The organism is Neisseria sp. P0024.S006 (assembly GCF_051956595.1).
Taxonomy (GTDB): domain Bacteria; phylum Pseudomonadota; class Gammaproteobacteria; order Burkholderiales; family Neisseriaceae; genus Neisseria.
The window spans coordinates 1-440 of sequence record NZ_JBQCXH010000075.1 but is presented as its reverse complement, the minus strand read 5'-3'; the positions used below and the strand labels follow the sequence as shown (position 1 = coordinate 440).

Annotated in this window: 1 protein-coding gene; it reads right to left on the bottom strand. The window is 52.0% G+C overall.

All coding sequences use genetic code 11. The features are described 5' to 3' along the window. Positions 1-440 (bottom strand): Ppx/GppA phosphatase family protein (locus tag ACTHUF_RS11345; RefSeq protein WP_440407759.1); only part of this gene is annotated, 440 nt, incomplete at both ends.

The window sequence follows — 440 nt, the reverse complement described above, 5'->3', positions numbered from 1 at the left end:
TTCAGGTTTGAGAGTTGCAAGTTTGGCTTTTTTAACTGAACCGGCTTCGATAATCCTATCGGCAAGATAACGCGTGCCTTGGGCGGTAATGTCGGCTTTCTGCGGCAATTCTGCCGCCAAAGCGTCGCGTATGGATTTGGCCGGGCCGGACGTGCTGAGGGCGAAATTCCAACCGGTGCGCTTCATCAGTTTGCTGATGCGTTGGATTTCGATACGCGCGGCGGAAACGGCGGATTGGAAATCTTTGTCGGTAATTTTGTTTTGGAAAAAGCGCATGCTGTACGTTACGCAGCCCATATGCAGGCTTTCTGTGGTCAGCGGTTGCAAATCCGAGCCGATGACAAATTTGGTCGAACCGCCGCCGATGTCGATAACCAACATTTTATCGCCTTTGGGCGGCAGGGTATGCACTACGCCGGTGTAAATAAGACGCGCTTCTT